The 18,862-nt window shown below is 74.4% G+C and carries 12 protein-coding genes; 9 read left to right on the top strand and 3 right to left on the bottom strand.

Translation table 11 applies throughout. The features are described from left to right. Positions 1-179: 179 nt before the first annotated feature. From ABZ719_RS04065 to ABZ719_RS04040, 6 genes are all read left to right on the top strand, one after another. Positions 180-2,378 carry a serine/threonine-protein kinase gene (locus tag ABZ719_RS04065; protein WP_366723671.1) on the top strand — a complete coding sequence of 733 codons (2,199 nt, stop codon included), beginning with the start codon at positions 180-182 and terminating at the stop codon, positions 2,376-2,378. 123 nt (positions 2,379-2,501) lie between these two features. Next, positions 2,502-5,636, top strand: a complete 3,135-nt coding sequence (locus ABZ719_RS04060; protein ID WP_366723670.1) for a protein kinase — start codon at positions 2,502-2,504, stop codon at positions 5,634-5,636. Between the two features lie 145 nt (positions 5,637-5,781). Beyond that, a complete protein-coding gene (locus ABZ719_RS04055) occupies positions 5,782-7,695 on the top strand; it encodes a serine/threonine-protein kinase (RefSeq protein WP_366723762.1) in 1,914 nt (637 codons plus the stop codon). Between the two features lie 93 nt (positions 7,696-7,788). Further along, positions 7,789-9,675 (top strand): protein kinase, encoded by a 1,887-nt coding sequence (locus ABZ719_RS04050; protein WP_366723669.1) that lies wholly within the window; start codon positions 7,789-7,791, stop codon positions 9,673-9,675. Positions 9,676-9,892: 217 nt separating this feature from the next. Further along, the gene (locus tag ABZ719_RS04045) at positions 9,893-11,506 is read left to right on the top strand and encodes a succinic semialdehyde dehydrogenase (RefSeq protein ID WP_366723668.1); all 1,614 of its coding nucleotides are present in this window, start codon (positions 9,893-9,895) and stop codon (positions 11,504-11,506) included. Positions 11,507-11,593: 87 nt separating this feature from the next. Next, positions 11,594-13,375, top strand: coding sequence for a GMC family oxidoreductase (locus ABZ719_RS04040; protein WP_366723667.1), 1,782 nt, complete (start codon positions 11,594-11,596; stop codon positions 13,373-13,375). A gap of 62 nt (positions 13,376-13,437) precedes the next feature. Here ABZ719_RS04040 and ABZ719_RS04035 read toward each other — a convergent pair whose 3' ends face one another. Next, entirely contained in the window at positions 13,438-14,112 is a 675-nt protein-coding gene (locus ABZ719_RS04035; RefSeq protein WP_366723666.1) for an LAETG motif-containing sortase-dependent surface protein, read from the bottom strand. 10 nt (positions 14,113-14,122) lie between these two features. On the opposite strand from ABZ719_RS04035, the gene ABZ719_RS04030 reads away from it, so the two are divergent. Beyond that, on the top strand, positions 14,123-14,491 hold the full coding sequence (locus ABZ719_RS04030; RefSeq protein ID WP_366723665.1) for a hypothetical protein: 369 nt from the start codon (positions 14,123-14,125) through the stop codon (positions 14,489-14,491). Positions 14,492-15,163: 672 nt separating this feature from the next. Here the strand turns inward: ABZ719_RS04030 and ABZ719_RS04025 are convergent. Further along, entirely contained in the window at positions 15,164-15,481 is a 318-nt protein-coding gene (locus tag ABZ719_RS04025) for a chorismate mutase (protein WP_366723664.1), read from the bottom strand. 351 nt (positions 15,482-15,832) lie between these two features. On the opposite strand from ABZ719_RS04025, the gene guaA reads away from it, so the two are divergent. After that, the gene (guaA, locus tag ABZ719_RS04020) at positions 15,833-17,413 is read left to right on the top strand and encodes a glutamine-hydrolyzing GMP synthase (protein WP_366723663.1); all 1,581 of its coding nucleotides are present in this window, start codon (positions 15,833-15,835) and stop codon (positions 17,411-17,413) included. Between the two features lie 17 nt (positions 17,414-17,430). On the opposite strand, the gene ABZ719_RS04015 is transcribed toward guaA, so the two are convergent. Beyond that, positions 17,431-17,904, bottom strand: coding sequence for a pyridoxamine 5'-phosphate oxidase family protein (locus ABZ719_RS04015; protein ID WP_366723662.1), 474 nt, complete (start codon positions 17,902-17,904; stop codon positions 17,431-17,433). 151 nt (positions 17,905-18,055) lie between these two features. On the opposite strand from ABZ719_RS04015, the gene ABZ719_RS04010 reads away from it, so the two are divergent. Continuing rightward, positions 18,056-18,856 carry a class II aldolase/adducin family protein gene (locus ABZ719_RS04010; RefSeq protein WP_366723661.1) on the top strand — a complete coding sequence of 267 codons (801 nt, stop codon included), beginning with the start codon at positions 18,056-18,058 and terminating at the stop codon, positions 18,854-18,856. Positions 18,857-18,862: the final 6 nt, after the last annotated feature.

Raw genomic sequence — 18,862 nt, 5'->3', positions numbered from 1 at the left:
GAGAAGGGGGCGACGTAGAAGGGTTTCGTCACCGGCCGTCATCACGCCGTGTCACACGCGCTGTTCAGCGGCGGTCCCGCCGCGCCCCGGCGGGTCCGCACAGGGCACCCTGGGCGTCGAGCACTTGTCGGGTGAGGGACAATGGAGCCTCTGTCAGGGCGGGTTGCATGAGGGGACGCATGTCGGAGGCGGAGCGGGCGGGGGCATCCCGTCAGGACACTCGTCAGGACAACAGCGAGCGTCTTCTCGCCGGGCGGTACCGGCTGGGAGACGTGCTCGGCCGCGGCGGCATGGGCACGGTGTGGCGGGCCGAGGACGAGACCCTGGGGCGGACGGTCGCCGTCAAGGAACTGCGGTTCCCGTCGAACATCGACGAGGAGGAGAAGCGGCGCCTGATCACACGGACGCTGCGTGAGGCCAAGGCCATCGCGCGCATCCGCAACACCAGCGCCGTGACCGTCTTCGACGTGGTCGACGAGGACGACCGGCCGTGGATCGTCATGGAACTGGTCGAGGGCAAGTCCCTGGCCGAGGTGATCCGCGAGGACGGCCTGCTGGAGCCGCGGCGGGCCGCCGAGGTCGGGCTCGCCGTCCTCGACGTGCTGCGTTCCGCGCACCGTCAGGGCATCCTGCACCGCGACGTGAAGCCCTCCAACGTGCTCATCGCGGAGGACGGCCGGGTCGTGCTCACCGACTTCGGCATCGCCCAGGTCGAGGGCGACCCGTCCATCACCTCGACCGGCATGCTCGTCGGCGCGCCGTCCTACATCTCCCCGGAGCGGGCCCGCGGCCACAAGCCCGGCCCGGCGGCCGACCTGTGGTCGCTCGGCGGTCTGCTGTACGCGGCGGTGGAGGGCTCCCCGCCGTACGACAAGGGATCGGCCATCGCCACGCTGACCGCGGTGATGACCGAGCCCCTGGAGGAGCCCAAGAACGCGGGGCCGCTGCGGGACGTCATCTTCGGCCTGCTCAACAAGGACCCGGAGAAGCGCCTCGACGACGCGGGCGCCCGCGCGATGCTCAACGCCGTCATCAGGGCGCCCGAGCGCGGTGCGGCGGCGGAGCCCGAGCCCCCGGCGGACGCGACGAAGGTCGTACCGCTGCCCGGGCAGCCGGACCGGCGGTCGGGCAAGGGCGGTACGAAGAAGTCCGGGGCCGCTGCGGGGGCGGCAGGCACTGATTCCGGTTCCCGCTCGGGTGCCGGTGCGGGAGGCAAGCGGGGCGAGGAGGCGGCCGACCGGCTGCGCGGTGCGCTGCGGTCCGTGCGCAAGGCGGCCGGGACGGCGACCGCGGGCGCCGCGTCCCGTACCAAGCAGGCGGCGGACGGCCCCGGCACGGCGGCCTCGGGGGCGGCTGGCGCGGGCCGCGCGGCCGGCGGGACGGGGACCGCGGGCGGTTCCGCCGCCGGCGGTGCCACCGGAGCGACGGCCGGGAACACCACGGGCAGCGGCAGCGGGAAGGGAACCGGGAGCGGGGGCGCGGCCGGGACCGGCAAGGGGGCCGGTGCGGCGGCGGGCGGGACGCAGACCGGGCGGGCCGGTGGCGGCTGGCCCGTGGTACCGCCGCCGGACCTGGACCTGCCCCCGCGTCCGGTGCCCAGGGCGCCGCTCACGGACGTGGTGCCCAAGCGGACCCTGGTGATCATCGCCGTGGTCGTGGTGCTCGCCGTGATCGGCACGGTGCTGACCATCGCCTTCAGCGGCGACGACGACAAGGACTCCAAGAACGGCGGCGCCGGTACGTCGGCCGGCGCGACGGCCACCGGGAGCGCGGCGGCCGGGCACGGCAAGGGCAACGCCGGGGGGACGGACGGGAAGCAGACCGGTTCGGCGACGGCCACGGACGCCTCGCGGACCGCGGGCCAGGGCACCGGCACCCCGGGCGGCGACGCCTCCGGCACCTCGGACACCGGCTCCGGACCGGGCTCCGGCCACGGTTCCGGTGACGACGGCGCGGCCACCACGTACAAGGGCGACCAGGGCTTCTCCATCGGGCTGCCCAAGGGCTGGAAGTACACGACCACCGGGTCCTCGGGTGCCCGTTTCACCGGTCCGGACGGGCAGAAGCTGCTCGTCGCCTGGACGTCGACGCCCAAGGACGACCCCGTGGCCGACTGGCAGAGCCAGGAGGACTACATGCGGCGCTCCGACTACCACCGCGTCCGCATCGAGAAGGTGGGCTACCGGGGGTGGAACGCCGCGGACTGGGAGTTCACCTACACCGAGGACGGCACCAAGTACCGCACGGTGGACCGCGGTTTCGTGGTCGGCGACCACCTCGGCTACGCCCTCATGTACACGGCGAAGGCCGACAAGTGGGACAGCGACCTGCGCAGGAACACCTGGCGGACACTGGCGAAGACGTTCGAACCCAAGTGAGATCCGGCTTCCCCTCTTGCGGGTTGCCTGCGGCACGTATCGTGAGTGGTTGCGGACCGTGAGCATCGGGAACGGGACGCGTGGCGAACGCATTTGACCGAACGTGCGGCCGGGGGAGGCAACGTGGACGACTACGCGGGCCGGGTTCTCGCCGACCGCTACCGGCTGCCGCTGCCCCCGTCCGACGCGTACGAACTCACCGAGACGCGGGCCTTCGACACGTACAGCGGGCAGGAAGTCCTGCTGCGCCAGGTGCCGTTGCCCGAGGTCGTCGAGGCGGAGGTACTGGACGCGGACGGGCTGCCGGAAGGGTTCACGGCCCGCGACGGTGTCTTCCGCAGGCCCGGGGGGCCGGGTGAGCCCGCAGGCCCCGGCGGCCCTGGGGGGCGTACGGGGTGGGGCGCGCCCCCGGCGCGCGGCTCCCGCGCGGACTCCGGGGCCACGCGGCAGCCCGCCGACCCGGCGGTACGGCGGGCGGTAGAGGCCGCACAGGCCGCCGCGCGGATCCCCGACCATCCCCGGCTCGACCAGGTCTTCGACGTGTTCGCGGAGGGCGGCTCGCTGTGGATCGCCAGTGAGCTGGTCGCCGCGCGCCCGCTGGCGGCGCTGCTGGCCGAGCGGCCGCTGACGCCCTACCGTGCGGCCGAGGTGGCCTCCGACATACTCATGGCGCTCAGGGTCCTGCACGGCCACGGCTGGGTGCACCGCAACATCACCTCCCGCACGGTGATGGTCTGCGACGACGGCCGGGTGATGCTGACCGGCCTCGCGGTCGGCGCCGCGGAGGAGGCGCTGTGCGGGTACGACCCGGTCCCCGCCCCGGACGACGAGGCGGGCGCGGACGGCGGCCCGGCCGACGCGGTGGGGGCGGCCCCGCACCCGGCGGTGGGTCCGGGCGCAGAGCCCGGACCGTACGGCGGGCCCGGCGGCGCGGTCGCGGGCGGTGCACCGGCGGCCGCCGCGGGCGGTGAGGGTTTCGGCGGCGGTGCGGGACACGGCGCGACCGGCCGCGAGTGGGGGAGGACGGATGCTCCGGGCGGGGCGGGTGGCTGGGATGCAAGGGGTACCGGTGGTGCCGGTGGCCCGGGCCTGAGCGGCGCGGGCGGCCCCGGTGGCGCGGGCGGCCCGGGTACGAGTGGCGTCGGCGGTGCGGGTGGACCCGGTGGCTCGCGGGGCTTCGGCAAACCGGAGTCCGCCGCCGACCCCGAGGCGGCCCGGCGGGCCGCGATCGAGGCGCGGGCGGCCGGTGCGCTGCCGCTGCCCGGGGGAGAGACGGAAAGCGGCGCGGGCGCGGCGGGAGCGCTGGTGCGGCGCACGCCGGAGACCGGCGACGACATCAGGGCGGCGCGCGCCGGCGCGATCGCCGCGTACCGCGCGGGCGCGCGAGCGGCGGCCCGCGTCCAGGAGGCACAGCAGAGCCCACGCACCGCCCTGCCCGGCGCCCGCCCGCCCGCGGAGAGCCAGGGGCAGGGCACACCGCCCGGTGCCCGTCCGCCCGCCGGGAACCCGGGAGTTCACGGCGCGTTGCCCGGTGCCCGGACGCCGGACGGGGGTGCGGGGCGCGGTGTGCCGCCCGGTCAGATCGCCGATCCCTACGGGGTAGGGGCGGCGCCCTGGGGCGGAGCCGCGCCGCGGCCGGGGGGTGCCGAGGACGGCAGGACGCCCGCCGGGGGCCCCGGGAGCGGTGCGCAGGGACGTACGGCCCTCCCGGCGGCCGGCCCCGAGGGCGCCCCGCCGGGCGCGTCCGGCCCGGCCCGTTCCGTCTTCGAGCCGCCCGCCCTGGGCCCGGCCGTCGCGGACCGGCCGGCCGGAGGACGGCCCGCAGCCCACCCGCCCGCCGCCGCCCCGCCACCCGGCGCGCCGTACGCCGGCGGCCCGTCCGCGGGCGACCTGCCCACCGGTGCTGTGGCGCCCGGCGCCGGCACCCCCTCCGCCGCCCGCTGGGACGACCGCTCCACCGGGGGCGGCGGGGCCGCCGTACGGCGGGGGCCCGGGACCGCGCTGGCCGCCGAGCGGGCGCGGCAGGCGCGGATGACGGTGGTGGGACCGGTGACCGAGCGCTGGGCGCCCGAGCAGGCCGGGCCGGTCCACGCGAACTGGCAGCTCGCCGCGCCGATCGGGCCCGCCACCGACCTGTGGGCGCTGGGCGCGCTGCTCTTCCGGGCGGTGCAGGGGCACGCCCCCTACCCGGAGGAGTCGACCGCCGAGCTGGTGCAGATGGTGTGCGCCGAGCCGCCCGCCTTCGCGGAGGAGTGCGGTCCGCTGCGCCCGGTGGTGGAGTCGCTGCTGCGTCAGGATCCCACCGACCGGCTCGACTTCGAGGAACTGGGCGGCTGGCTGCGCTCGCTGGTGCGGTCCGCGCCCGAGCCGGAGGCGGGGGCGCATGTCGTGTCCGCACCGCCCGCCGACCCGGCCCGGCTGCCGATCGTGCGCCGCCGCGGCGAGCTGGTGCGCAGACGGCGCGCCGCGCTGCCCGCCCACCACGGGCGGCACAAGCGGGCCGGACAGGAGACCCGTTCGCCGCGCAGCCTGGGGCGGCTCCTGCTCCTGCTGGTGCTGGTCCTGCTGGCCGCGGCGGTCGCGTACGCGATGCTGTTCCTGCCGAAGTCCGACCGCTCCGGCGACGGCGGCAGGCCCGGCGGTGACCGTACGGGCGCCGCGGGACGGGAGAGTCCCGCGCCTGAGTCCTCGGGCGGCTCCGAGGTGAGCGGCGCGCCCGGGACCGGCCGGAGCACGGCCGACGGCGGCGGCAGTCCCTCGCGGTCGTCCGGCGCGGCCGGGACGCAGACCACCGGCGCCGGCGTGCCCGGCGGCTTCACCCTGCGCAAGGACGCCGCCGGATTCCGGATCGCCGTCGCGAACGGCTGGAGCCGTACGCCGAAGAACAGCCTGGGCCAGGTGGTCTACGCGCACGGGGACTTCGAGCTGATCGTGGTGCCCGGACGGGACAGCGCGGCCCGCTTCGGCAGCGACCCGATGGTGTACCAGCGGGAGTCGGAACGCGAACTGCAGGGCTACCGCGACTCCAGCTGGGCCACCTCGTCCGGGATGCGGACCATCCAGGTGGGCGGGAAGACCATGGCCGAGGGGCAGTTCACCTGGAGCGGCGCGGGCGGCCGGCAGCTGTTCGTGCGCAACCTCGCCGTCCTCCTCGACGGCCGCTACCACGTCGTGCAGGTGCGGGGTCCGGAGTCCCAGCGGGACCAGGTGAGCAAGTTGTACGACCAGGCGTCGGCGACGTACCGGTACACCGGGTGAACCCCAGGCGTCCCGTCAGTTCCCCCGAACCTCGGGAAGCGACAACTGTCACAGTGCGGTTTCTTGGCACCCCCGCCGGTTCCCTGCCGGAGGGCCGGTCCCTACGCTGGCTCCGTCAAGAACATTGCGGGGAAACGTGAATCAGATGCAGGGCCAGCTGCTCGCCGGACGCTACCGGCTCGCCGACTCGATCGGCAGCGGCGGCATGGGCCGGGTCTGGCGCGCGCACGACGAGGTGCTGCACCGGGCCGTGGCGATAAAGGAGTTGACCGCCGCGCTGTACGTCTCGGAGAGCGACCAGGCGGTCCTCCTGGCACGTACCCGGGCCGAGGCGCGCGCGGCGGCACGGATCAACCACTCCGCCGTGGTCACCGTGCACGACGTGCTCGAACACGACGGCCGCCCGTGGATCGTGATGGAGCTGGTCGAGGGCCAGTCGCTGGCGGACGCGGTCAAGGAGCAGGGCCGGCTGGAACCGGCCGAGGCCGCACGCGTCGGGCTGTGGGTGCTGCGCGCCCTGTGCGCCGCGCACGCGGCCGGTGTCCTGCACCGTGACGTCAAGCCCGGCAACGTCCTGCTCTCCCAGGACGGCCGGGTCCTGCTCACCGACTTCGGCATCGCCCAGATCGAGGGCGACACCACCATCACCCGCACCGGCGAGGTCGTCGGCTCGGTCGACTACCTCGCCCCCGAGCGGGTCCGCGGCCACGACCCGGGCCCGGCCTCCGACCTGTGGGCGCTGGGCGCCACGCTGTACACGGCGGTGGAGGGCCTGTCGCCGTTCCGCCGCACCTCCCCGCTGACCACCATGCAGGCGGTCGTCGACGAGGAGCCCCGTGAGACGACCCACGCCGGTCCGCTCACGCCGGTCATCGCCGCGCTGCTGCGCAAGGACCCGGCCGCCCGGCCGGACGCGGCGGCGGCCGAGCTGATGCTCGCGGAGGCCGCGGAGGGGCGGCGGCCGAGTCACGCACAGGCGTACGTCCCGACCACCCAGCAGTCCGGCTACCACCCGGGGACGGGGCAGCACGCGACGACCGGGCAGCACGGGACCACCGGCCAGCACGGGACGAACCCGCAGGGAGCGACCGGCGGCCACGACGGGACCGGGCCGTACGGGACCGCCGGTCAGCACGGCGCGGCCGGGCCGTACGGGACCGCGGGAGGGCACGGCGCGGCCGGGAGCCCCTACGGCGCCGCCCCCTTCGGGGAGGGCGGGCAGCCCGGCGGCGCACCGGGCGGTGCCCCGGCCTTCGATTCGGCAGCCTCCGCCGCTCAGGGCCAGGTCCCCGCCCCGGGGCCCGGGCCGCACCGGCCGGGGACCGGCGTCACCGTCGTGGGTCCCGGCCACGGCACGGCGAACGGCGGCGCCCGGCGCCGCAGGCTGCGCAACATCGCCCTCGTGGTGGTCCTCGCCGCGGTCGTCGGCGGCGGCACCGCGGTGGTGCTGCAGAAGTGGGGCCCGGGCGGCCGGCAGGGCGACGGCCCCTCCGCGTCCGCGCCCGCGCAGACGTCCCCCTCGCCCCACCCCACGAAGACGGGGAAGTCCGGCAAGTCCGGGAAGTCCGGGGGCGGCGCGGCGGACAGCCTCCCGGCCGGCTGGACGCGGGTCAAGGACCCCTACGGGTTCAGCATCGGCCTGCCCGGCCCGAACTGGCAGCGGGTGGTGTCCAACGAGGCGCTCCGCCAGGTCGACTACACCCCCGACGGCGGCCGGCACTTCATCCGCATCGCCGTCTCCGACTCGCCGCAGTTCCCCAGCGCGTACGACCACCAGGTCGACCTGGAGAAGCAGTTGCGGCGCCTGGTCGACTACCACCAGGTGACGCTGCGGGCCGAGACCTTCCGGGACCGTCCGGCCTCGCTGTGGGAGTACACCTGGACCGCACTGCCCAAGGACACGCCCTATCCGGGTCCGCGGCACGCCGTCGAGGAGACGTACTTCTCCCGCGACAACGTCGAGTACGCGATCTACATGTCCTCGCCCGAGGCGAGCTGGCCGGTCACGCGCAGTCAGTTCAAGTCGGTGCTCCAGAGCTGGCGGCCCACCTCCGGCTGACCCCGCCGACCGGGCAGAAAGGCCTGATGAAGCCCCCTGCTTGGCCGGTCGGCGCCCCGGAACCGGGCCGTCCGATGCGGCATCATGGGGCGCATGGGGACCGAGGGGGCCGACTGCCGTGTGATCGCGGGCCGTTACCGCCTTCAGGAACGGATCGGGCGCGGCGGCATGGGCGTCGTGTGGCGGGCGACCGACCAGCTGCTGGGACGGCGGGTCGCGGTCAAGGAACTCCCGTTCGACGAGACGCTGTCCGCACAGGAGGCCCGCCACCTGCGCGACCGCACGCTGCGCGAGGCGCGCGCGGTCGCCCAGTTGCGGCACCCCCACGTCATCGTGGTCCACGACATCGTGGAGCAGGACGGACGGCCCTACATCGTCATGGAGCTGATCGAGGGCGGCTCGCTCGCCGACCGGATCGCCGCGGACGGGCCGCTGGACGCCGCCGGGGCCGCCCGCGTCGGGATCGCCCTGCTGGGCGCTCTGCGCGCGGCGCACGCGGCCGGGGTGCTGCACCGCGACATCAAACCCGCGAACGTCCTGCTGGAGTCCGGCACCGGCCGGGCCGTCCTCACCGACTTCGGCATCGCGCAGGTGTCGGGCGCCCCCACGCTCACCGAGAGCGGGTCCTTCGTCGGTTCCCCGGAGTACACCGCGCCCGAACGGATGTCCGGCGCCGGTACCGGCCCGCAGTCCGACCTCTGGTCGCTGGGCGCGCTGCTGTGCACGGCGCTGAGCGGTGAGTCGCCCTTCCGGCGCGACTCGCTGGGCGGGATCCTGCACGCGGTCGTCTCCGACGAGATCCGGCCGCCCGCGCAGGCCGGGCCGATCCTGCCCGTCGTCCGCGGGCTGCTCGAACGCGACCCGCGACGGCGGCTGGAGAGCGCGGAGGCGGAGCGGATGCTGCGCGCCTTCCTCGACTCGGGCCGTACGCCCCAGCCGTCGGACCGGTGGACGCCGGCCCGGAGCCACGTGCCCGGGCCGACGCACCCGGTGCCGGGGCGGTACCGGTCGGTCCGGCCGCTGCGCCCCCGCTGGTTCGCCGGGCCGGCCGGCCGGGGCGGGCGGACCGGCTTCGGCGGGCGGACCGGGCCCGCCGAAGCCGCCCTCGCGCCCGCGATGCCCGGGACGCAGGGGACACCTGCGATCTCGGGGGCCCCCGCCACGCCTGCGCCCCCTCTGTTCTCCGGGGCGCCCGTCCCGGACACCGGCGCCGCGCAGCCGCCCGCCCGGCTCTCCACCCGGGGCCTGCTGATCGCCGCGCTGCTGGTGGCCGCGACGGCCGGAGCGGGGGTCTCGGCGGCGACGCTGCTGATGAACGGCGGCCCGAAGGGCTCCGGTACGCCGGCCAGTTCGGCACCGGGGCGCGGCCCGAGTGCCCCGGGCGGCGGCCCGGCGGCCACGTCCGCGGGAGCGTCGGCCGGGACCGGCTCCCCGGCGGCGCCCCGGTCGCCGGCCGCGTCGGGCCGTCCGTCCTCCACCGCGCCCCTCGGCCCGTCCTCCACCGCGCCGGCCGGGGCGGGCGCCGCCGGTGGTCCCGCCGCGCCCTCCGGCTACCACCTGGCGCAGGACCCGGCCGGCTTCTCGGTGGCCGTACCGGACGGCTTCACGCGCTCGCCGCAGGGCGTGCGGACCTTCTACCTGTCACCGGGCCAGGTCTTCCGCCTCGGCATCAAGGCGGCCGCCCCGGAAGGCGGCGGCCCGCTCGCGGTGATGCGCCGCGCCGACGCCGCCGGACCGCGCACCAACCCCGGCTACCACGACGGGCAGGTCACCGCCACCACGCACGACGGACACCCCGCCGCCCTCTGGGAGTTCACCTGGAACGGCTTCAGCGCGGCGGAGGGCGCCCGGCACACCTACGACCTGTGCTGGGAGCAGGACGGGCGGATGTACGACGTGTGGCTGTCGGCGCCGGTCGGCAAGGTGCGGGAGGCCCGGGAGCACTTCGACGTCGCCGTCGGCACCTTCAGGCCCGCCTGAGCGGCGGGCACGTACCCGCACGCCCGCCCCGCGCCCCCGCCCCGCGCCCGCCGTGCCCTCGTCCGGCGGCGGATGCGCGGCGGGGGCGCGTGATCCATGAAAGGACCCCCTGATCAGCGCATTCGTTGCCAGTGATCGCTGGCGCCGTGTGTGCACTCGGTGAATCCCCGTTACCGACGGGTACACAAAGTCCGGGACACGTCATACGCTGCGCTGCATGACGGACGCGCAGGCCCCGGCACAGACCGGCACGAATCCTCTGGCCCCCGCCCCCGCGGGCGCCCGTACCGCCGCCGACGTGGTGACGCCCGAGCTGGTCGCCCGGCTCACGAAGGGGGTCGCCGGATACGGCCGGACCGCCAACCACACCCCGTTCACCGGTGAGAAGCTGGCCGACCTGCCCGAGTCCACCCCCGAGGACGTGGCCCTCGCCTTCGAGCGCGCCCGGGCCGCGCAGGACGTCTGGGCGCGGACGCCGGTACGGCAGCGTGCCGCCGTCCTGCTCCGCTTCCACGACCTGGTGCTCGCCCGGCAGGCCGAGGTCCTCGACCTGATCCAGCTCGAGACCGGCAAGGCGCGCCTGCACGCGCACGAGGAGGTGCAGGCCGTCGCCGTCGCCGCCCGGCACTACGGCCGCCGCGCCGCGGCGTACTTGAAGCCCAGGCGGCACACCGGCGCCGTCCCGGCCCTGACGAAGGTGACCGAACTGCGCCATCCGCGCGGTGTCGTCGGCCAGATCGCCCCCTGGAACTACCCGCTGGAGCTGTCGGTCGGTGACGCGCTGCCCGCCTTCGTCGCGGGCAACGCGGTCGTGATGAAGCCGGACACGGAGACCTGCCTGACCGCCCTGTGGGCCCGGGACCTGCTCATCGAGGCGGGGCTGCCCGCCGAGGTCTTCCAGGTCGTCATCGGTGAGGGCCCGGTGGTCGGCCCCGCGGTCGTCCAGCACGCCGACTACGTCTCCTTCACCGGCTCCACCCGCACCGGCCGCGAGGTCGCCCAGGGCGCCGCGGCCCGCCTGGTCGGCGTCTCCCTCGAACTCGGCGGCAAGAACGCCATGCTCGTCCTGGAGGACGCCGACCTCGACAAGGCGGCGGCCGGCGCGGTCCGCGCCTGCTTCTCCTCCGCCGGGCAACTGTGCATCTCCATCGAGCGGCTGTACGTCCACGAGGCCGTCGCCGACGCGTTCCTGGAGCGCTTCACCGCCCGCACGAAGGCGATGCGGCTGGGCACCTCGCTCGCCTACGGCGCCGACATGGGCTCCCTCGTCGGAGAGCGCCAGCTGAAGACCGTCACCCGGCACGTGGAGGAGGCCGTCGCCAAGGGCGCCCGGGTGCTGGCCGGCGGCGTCGCCCGCCCGGACATCGGTCCGTACTTCTTCGAACCGACCGTCCTCGACGGCGTCGAGGACCCCATGGCGGTGTGCGCGGAGGAGACCTTCGGCCCGGTCGTCTCCGTCTACCGCTTCGCGAGCGACGACGAGGCGGTCGAACGCGCCAACGCCACGCCGTACGGCCTGAACTCGTCGGTGTGGACCAAGGACGCCCGCCGGGGCCGCGAGATCGCCACCCGCCTGCGCACCGGCACGGTCAACCTGAACGAGGGGTACGCGCCCGCCTACGGCAGCGTCCAGTCGCCCATGGGCGGCATGAAGGACTCCGGTCTCGGCCGCCGGCACGGCTCCGAGGGCATCCTCAAGTACACCGAGGCCCAGACCATCGCCCACCAGCGGCTGCTGCCCATGGCCCCGTCGCTCGGCATGGACGACGAGAAGTACGCCGCGTTCATGAGCCGGAGCCTGCGGGCGATGAAGGCACTGCGGCTGAAGTAGCCGCTTCCGGGGCGCGGGGAGCCGCGCCCCGCCGCAGCCGGCCCGCGGAGCACGTCCGAAAGCGCGCACACAAAGGGGAGAAGGCACGTGTCTCAAGACGGCTACGACTACGACGTCATCGTCGTGGGCTCCGGCTTCGGCGGCTCCGTCACCGCGCTGCGCCTGACCGAGAAGGGCTACCGCGTCGGCGTCCTGGAGGCGGGCCGCCGCTTCACCCGCGAGAGCCTGCCGAAGAACTCCTGGGACCTGAAGAACTACCTGTGGGCGCCCAGGCTCGGCATGTACGGCATCCAGCGCATCCACCTGCTGGGCAACGTCATGGTGCTGGCCGGCGCGGGGGTCGGCGGCGGCTCCCTCAACTACGCCAACACCCTCTACGTGCCGCCGAAGCCCTTCTTCGACGACCCCCAGTGGCGGCACATCACCGACTGGCAGGACGAACTCGCCCCCTACTACGACCAGGCCAGGCGCATGCTCGGCGTCCGGCTGAACCCGACGATGACCCCCTCCGACGTGCACCTGAAGGCCGCGGCGCAGCGCATGGGCGTCGGGGACACCTTCCACATGGCGCCGGTCGGGGTGTTCTTCGGGGACGGGAAGGACGCCGACGGCACGGCGAAGGCCCAGCCGGGCCGACAGGTCGCCGACCCGTACTTCGGCGGCGCCGGACCGGCCCGCAAGGCCTGCACCGAGTGCGGCGAGTGCATGACGGGCTGCCGGCACGGGGCGAAGAACACCCTGAACGAGAACTACCTGTACCTGGCCGAGAAGGCGGGCGCGGTGGTCCACCCCATGACGACGGTCGTCTCGGTCACCGACGACTCGCGCGGCGGATACGCGGTCGCCACCCTGCCGACGCACGACAGGAAGAAGGGCGCGGGACGGATCTACACCGCCCGCCGGGTGGTCCTGGCCGCCGGCACCTACGGCACGCAGACCCTGCTGCACCGCATGAAGGCCGGCCGGCAGCTGCCGCACCTGTCCGACCGGCTCGGTGAGCTGACCCGCACCAACTCCGAGGCGCTGGTGGGAGCGCAGACCGACGACCGGCGCTACCGCGCGGCGACCGGGCGGCCCCGGGCCGACTTCACCCGCGGCGTCGCCATCACCTCCTCCGTCCACCCGGACGAGAACACCCACATCGAGCCGGTCCGTTACGGCAGGGGATCCAACTCGATGGGCTCACTGTCCATCCTCCAGGTGCCGTTCACGGACGGCGGGTCCCGGGTCGCGGCCTGGCTGGCCAACGCAGCCCGCCATCCGATGCTGGTCCTGCGCTCCCTGTCCAACCGCCGCTGGTCGGAGCGCACCATCATCGGCCTGGTGATGCAGTCCCTGGACAACTCCCTGACGACGTACCTGAAGGCGGACGGCGTCGGCAAGGGCCTGCTCACCGCCCGCCAGGGCCACGGCTCACCCAACCCCAAGCAGATCAGGGCAGCCACCGAGGGAGCCTCCGCGCTCGCCGCCGAGATCAACGGCTTCGCCGGGTCCAACGTGGGCGAGCTGATGGGCACCCCGCTCACCGCGCACTTCCTCGGCGGCTGCCCGATCGGCGACTCGCCCGAGACCGGCGTCATCGACCCGTACCACCGCCTCTACGGCCATCCCGGCATCTCCGTCGTCGACGGTGCTGCGGTCTCCGCGAACCTCGGCGTGAACCCGTCCCTGACCATCACCGCGCAGGCCGAGCGGGCGATGTCGTACTGGCCGAACAAGGGCGAGACGGACCCGCGCCCGGCACAGGGCGCGGCCTACGAGCGGCTCGAGCCGGTGGAGCCCCGTGACCCGGTGGTCCCGGCGGACGCGTTCGGCGCCCTGCGCCTGCCGTTCCTCGGCATACCGGCGGTACCGCCGAAGAAGAAGTGAAGAAGGACCTGCGCCCCCCTCCTGGCGCAGGTCCTTCCCGTTCTGCCGGGCGACGGACCGCCCTACGCTCCGGCACCGCCCTTGCGGCGCCGCACCGCGACCAGCGCGCCGGCTCCGACCACGACCGCGAGGCCGCCGACGAGACCGATGGTCGGCACCATCGAGCTGGAACCCGTCTCGGCGAGGCTGCCGGTGGGCGGGATCTCCTCGGCCCCGCCCTGCGGACGCTTGCCGCCGGAGGGCTTGTCACCGTCCTGCGGCTTGGCGTCCCCGGGGTTGTCGTTGGTGCTGCCGGGCTTGAGCACGGTGAACGTGTAGTAGTCGAACGCGCTGTGGACGCAGTTCTTCTCCTGGTCGACGTATCCGCCCAGGCCCACGGTGTAGCCGTCGCCCACGGGCGCCTTCGCGGTGATGTTCACCCGCAGCTGGATGTCGACCGTCTGCTTCGGGCCGAGCGGCGTCTCACCGAAGTAGATGCCGCCCCCGATCTCGTCCGTGAGGGACTCCCACTTCTTGGTCGTGGGGTTGAGGTACTCGAGCAGCGCGTAGGTGCTCAGCCAGTCCTTCTCGTTCTCGCTCATCGAGTCGTTGTCGATGAGGGCGAGCCACTGCACCATGCCCAGGGAGCTGTCGCTGTGGTTGGCGGCGGTGAGCTTGAAGGCGTGCCAGCCGCTGCCCGCGACGATCTTGCCCGGCAGACCGGAGACCGAGATCGTCAGCTGGGAGTCGGGGTCCACGTCGTCCTCGGTGCAGGGCGTCGGCTCGTCCGAGGGTTCGGCGGACTGGCTCGGCGAGGCGGAGGCCGGTGCGGAAGCGGAAGCGGAAGCGGAGGCCGATGCCGAGGCGGACGCGGAGGCGGACGGCGAGGCCGAGCCGGTGGCGCCGGTCGACGGGGCGGTCTCCGCCGGGCTGGACGGCGGGGTGGACTCGGGCGTGCTGCCGGCCGGTGCCGACTCCGGGGCGCTGGGCGCAGTGGACTCGGAGGAGGCGGACGCGGACGCGGACGTCGGGGCGGTCGGTTCCTCGGCGAAGGCGGCGGGTGCCGACAGCAGCGCCAGCGGGGCTATAGCGGTCGTCGCGGCGGCGGCTGCCAGGGCGCGGCGAAGCTTCATGTAGACCTCGGGGAGTCCGGCGTGCTGCGGTGGACGCAGCACGGAGGTTGCGGAGGCCCCCGCGATGGGACGCGGGTGTGGCCGTGGGTTCCGCTGGTGTGACCCGGGGCTCACGTGAATGGTTGTGCGGTGTTTCACAGGATCCTTATGTGTCCTGCGTCACAGGCGGTGCGGCGGGGGTGCGCGGCCGGCCGGGTCCGGGTGCGGTGAGCACGGACGGCCGGGTGGACGGCCGGTCGCGGAGTGGGGTGGGCGCGGCCGCCCTGGAGGAGCGGGACAGCCCGCCACGCGGAGCGGGCGCGGCCGGCCCGGAGGAACGGGGGCGGGGCCGGTCGCGAGGTGCGGGGACGGCCGGTCCGGCGGGACCGGGCGGACAGCCCGGGTGGGCGGAAACAGCCTGCCGGGCAGGGGGTGGGGCCGGTCGCGTGGAGCGGGGGCGGCCGGCCCCGGGCGTCCCCGGAGCCGGCCGTCACCTGGTGACCGGGCTGCTGTCCCCTGCCGTCCGGTCACTTCCCCGGAGCGGGGTCCCACGACGCGCGGCACGATCCGCACGTCTCACCGCTCCGGAGAGCCACGCGTGGTCCTCTCGGTCCGTCCCTGGCTGGCACGGCCACCCCGACCAACGAGGCGGCGCCCGCCGCGGTAACGCACCGTACGGGTGAGAGATCCCGAGCGGTCAGATCTTGCCCCGGCACAGCTCCAGCAGGGTCATCGCCAGTGCCGTGCCCGGCTTGCCGAGGGCGTCCCGGTAGCGGCCGAGGATCTCCATCTCGCGGGAGAGGTTCACCCGTCGGCCGCCCGAACCGATCCGGGCCTCCTGGACCACGGCGGACACGGCCATCCGTTCCTGGACCAGACCCATGATCCGGTCGTCGAGCGCGTCGATGCGTTCTCGGGCGTCGGTGATGACGCCCACGGCCTCGTCGGTACGCGCGCCGGTCCTCTCGGCCGCGGTGACGGTCGTACCGGTCTTCTCTGCTGCGCTGGCGGTCATCTCGCCGGGCTCCTCACTGGAAGGCGGGTGCGGAGCCCCGGAGCGGCAAGGACCGGGAGAACGACAGGCGCCCCGGGCCTTGTCGGCCCGGGGCGCCTGGGAAGTCGCTTGTCAGTAGCTCAAGCAGCACGACCATGGCAGCCGGCGGGCCGGGTGCCATAGGTAAAGACGAAGGTCGTCGCGTACGTGAGCATGCTCCCAGTATGCCGCGGCGGACGCGGTCGTCCAAGGCGGTTCGGATGCTGAGACGGGCCGCGCGGGGCCGGCGGCCCGGAGCACGGGGCGGGTCCCGCCGCCGTCTCGGTAGAATCGCAGGTACAACGACCCGCCCGAACCGCCGGAAGGCACCCCGTGTCATCAGCGACTCCCGCTGCCGCCGCCCCCGACACCGTCCTGGTCGTCGACTTCGGCGCGCAGTACGCCCAGCTCATCGCCCGTCGCGTCCGCGAGGCCCGGGTCTACAGCGAGATCGTGCCGAGCACCATGCCGGTGGCGGACATGCTCGCCAAGAACCCGGCGGCGATCATCCTCTCCGGCGGACCCTCGTCGGTGTACGAAGAGGGCGCGCCCCGCCTGGACCGCGAGCTGTTCGAGGCCGGCGTCCCCGTCTTCGGCATGTGCTACGGCTTCCAGCTGATGGCGCAGGTCCTCGGCGGCACCGTCGACAACTCCGGAGCGCGCGAGTACGGCCGCACCTCGCTCGCCGTCTCCAAGCCCTCCTCCACCCTCTTCGAGGGCACCCCGGACGAGCAGGCCGTGTGGATGTCGCACGGCGACGCCTGCTCCGCCGCCCCCGAGGGCTTCACCGTCACGGCCGCCACGGACGTCGTCCCGGTCGCCGCCTTCGAGAACGACGAGAAGAAGCTCTACGGCGTCCAGTACCACCCCGAGGTCATGCACTCGACGCACGGCCAGCAGGTGCTGGAGCACTTCCTGTACCGCGGCGCCGGTCTCACCCCCTCCTGGACCACCGGGAACGTGATCGAGGAGCAGGTCGCCGCCATCCGCGAGCAGGTCGGCGACAAGCGCGCCATCTGCGGCCTGTCCGGCGGGGTGGACTCCGCGGTCGCCGCCGCCCTCGTCCAGAAGGCCATCGGCTCCCAGCTGACCTGCGTCTACGTCGACCACGGTCTGATGCGCAAGGGCGAGACCGAGCAGGTCGAGAAGGACTTCGTGGCCGCGACCGGCGTCCAGCTGAAGGTCGTCGACGCCGAGGAGCGCTTCCTCACCGCACTCAAGGGCGTCTCGGACCCCGAGGAGAAGCGGAAGATCATCGGCCGCGAGTTCATCCGGGTCTTCGAGCAGGCCCAGGCCGAGATCATCGCGGACGAGGGCCCGGCCGTCGAGTTCCTGGTCCAGGGCACGCTCTACCCGGACGTCGTGGAGTCCGGCGGCGGCACCGGCACCGCCAACATCAAGTCGCACCACAACGTCGGCGGCCTGCCCGAGGACCTGGAGTTCCAGCTCATCGAGCCGCTGCGCAAGCTGTTCAAGGACGAGGTCCGCATGGTCGGCCAGGAGCTGGGCCTGCCGGAGGAGATCGTCCAGCGCCAGCCCTTCCCCGGCCCCGGCCTCGGCATCCGCATCGTCGGCGAGGTCACCAAGGAACGGCTCGACCTGCTGCGCGAGGCCGACGCCATCGCCCGCGAGGAACTGACCGCGGCCGGTCTCGACCGGGACATCTGGCAGTGCCCCGTGGTCCTGCTCGCGGACGTCCGCAGTGTCGGCGTCCAGGGCGACGGCCGCACCTACGGCCATCCGATCGTGCTGCGCCCGGTCTCCAGCGAGGACGCGATGACCGCCGACTGGTCGCGGCTGCCCTACGACGTGCTCGCCCGGATCTCCACCCGGATCACCAACGAGGTCAGCGACGTCAACCGCGTCGTCCTCGACGTGACGAGCAAGCCGCCGGGCACCATCGAGTGGGAGTGACCCCCACCCGGTAGGGATCAGGTCCGCCTGAGCGCACGCACCGGCGCTCCGGGCCGCCAGACCTGGACGACCAGATACCGGTCGTCCTCGACGAAGGTCCGCACGACCTCCGTCAGCTCGGTGCGGAAGAGGTGGAACGGCTGCGGCGGTTCCACCTCTTTCACGTACGCGCCCTTCGCCTCCGGGTCCGTCACCTCGACCGCCCGGCCGCCGATCCGCACGTCGCCCTCCTCCATCCCGGTGCCGGACCCGGGATTCGACTGGAGCACGAACCTCGCGTCCCGCCGCAGGTCGCGCGCCTTCAGCGAGTCCTGCATCATGCCGAGCCACAGCTCGCCGCCCAGGAAGCGCACCTCCAGGCCGCTGGTGCGGGGCGAGCCGTCCGCGCGCAGCGTGACGAGCACATGGTGCCGGAAGGCACCGAAACGCTTCTCGGCCAGGCCGGCCAGTCCGGGTTCCGTCGCGGCGAAAGCCGCCCAGTTCGTCGCCATGCCGGTGAGTGTGGCGCGGAAACCGGACACCTCTTGTCGGGTATGGGAGAGGTCCGGCGGGGAGCACCGCATCTTCACGCACCGGCGCTGCCCTTCCCGGACGCCCACGGGTACCTTCCGCCCGTACGCCGATCACCCGCCGGAGGACCCCATGCACGGCCGCGGCCCCACACCGCCCCCACCCCTGCCCACCGACACGCTGCGCTTCGCCATGCCGCCGAGACACGAGTCGGTCGAGGACGAACGCCGGCACCGCAAGGAACGGCTCGCGGGCGCCCTGCGGGTCTTCGGCCGGTACGGCTTCGAGGACGGCGTCTCGGGACACATCACCGCCCGCGACCCCGAGTTCAGCGACTGCTTCTGGGTCAATCCCTTCGGAGTGCCCTTCCGGCACGTCACCGTGAGCGACCTCGTCCTCGCCAACCAGGACGGCCAGGTCGTCGAGGGGCGCTATCACGTCAACCAGGCGGCGTTCACCGTGCACGCCCAGGTGCACGCGGCCCGCCCGGACGTCGTCGCCGTCGCCCACTGCCACTCCGTGCACGGCCGGGCCCTGGCCGCCCTCGGCGAACTGCTCGACCCCCTCACCCAGGAGAGCTGCGCCTTCTACGAGGACCACGCCCTCTACGACGCCTACACCGGCGTCGTCGTCGACGCGGAGGAGGGCCGCCGGATCGCGGCGGTGCTGGGCTCCCGCAAGGCGCTGGTACTGCGCAACCACGGACTGCTCACCGTCGGTGGCTCGGTGGACGCGGCCGCCTGGTGGTTCCTGTCGATGGAACGCTCCGCCCAGGTGCAGCTGACCGCCCGCGCCGCCGGCCGGCCGGTCCTCATCGACCACAGGGCCGCGGTGTCCACCCGCGAACAGCTCGGCGGCGACCTGGTGGCCTGGATCAGCTACCAGCCCCTGTGGCAGGCCGTCTGCCGCAGCGAACCCGACCTGCTGGACTGACACCGC

Origin of the sequence: Streptomyces sp. NPDC006743, assembly GCF_040703815.1 — a bacterium.
In the GTDB taxonomy this organism is placed as follows: Bacteria; Actinomycetota; Actinomycetes; order Streptomycetales; family Streptomycetaceae; genus Streptomyces.
Note: the sequence above shows the minus strand (reverse complement) of the source record. Positions and strands in the feature narration are given on the sequence as shown.

Excerpts from the sequence above, each read along its gene's own strand:
- ABZ719_RS04065 (WP_366723671.1), top strand. The coding sequence starts at position 180 with ATGTCGGAGGCGGAGCGGGCGGGGGCATCCCGTCAGGACACTCGTCAG.
- ABZ719_RS04055 (WP_366723762.1), top strand. The coding sequence starts at position 5,782 with ATGCAGGGCCAGCTGCTCGCCGGACGCTACCGGCTCGCCGACTCGATC.
- ABZ719_RS04050 (WP_366723669.1), top strand. The coding sequence starts at position 7,789 with ATGGGGACCGAGGGGGCCGACTGCCGTGTGATCGCGGGCCGTTACCGC.
- ABZ719_RS04045 (WP_366723668.1), top strand. The coding sequence starts at position 9,893 with ATGACGGACGCGCAGGCCCCGGCACAGACCGGCACGAATCCTCTGGCC.
- ABZ719_RS04025 (WP_366723664.1), bottom strand. The coding sequence starts at position 15,481 with ATGACCGCCAGCGCAGCAGAGAAGACCGGTACGACCGTCACCGCGGCC.
- ABZ719_RS04015 (WP_366723662.1), bottom strand. The coding sequence starts at position 17,904 with ATGGCGACGAACTGGGCGGCTTTCGCCGCGACGGAACCCGGACTGGCC.
- ABZ719_RS04010 (WP_366723661.1), top strand. The coding sequence starts at position 18,056 with ATGCACGGCCGCGGCCCCACACCGCCCCCACCCCTGCCCACCGACACG.